The 301-nt window shown below is 43.9% G+C and carries 1 protein-coding gene; it reads right to left on the bottom strand.

Annotated elements, in window-relative coordinates; genetic code table 11:
• Positions 1–301, bottom strand: a 301-nt coding sequence (locus tag AAEY83_RS13840; protein WP_351059694.1) for a DUF7902 domain-containing protein, incomplete at both ends; no start/stop codon positions are given.

The following is a 301-nucleotide window of genomic DNA, read 5'->3' as shown; positions in this document are numbered from 1 at the left end:
AACTGCGCGCCAAACTGCGCGACTGCTTCAGCCGATCCTAAATTTTTGCGCTTATGATTAAGCTTGGCTTTGCTCTGATTGAGACTCGCATAAATGGTCGATATATCATCGATAATTTGGGTACGTACCGTAGCATCAGCAACATCTAATGTGCCTAATAGCTCAGTCAACAAATCTAAGCCGTGCGCTGTCTCGTCAATTTTTTCTAGCACAGGTTTTAATTCAGCATTGGTTTCTGCGGTATGTAAACGCTCACTGACATCGATCAATATACCTTCGTAACTTGAGAGTGCCTCTTCCC

It is taken from the genome of Psychrobacter sp. TB20-MNA-CIBAN-0197, assembly GCF_040309765.1.
Classification (GTDB): Bacteria; Pseudomonadota; Gammaproteobacteria; order Pseudomonadales; family Moraxellaceae; genus Psychrobacter; species Psychrobacter submarinus.
This window is presented reverse-complemented; position numbering and strand designations above follow the sequence as displayed.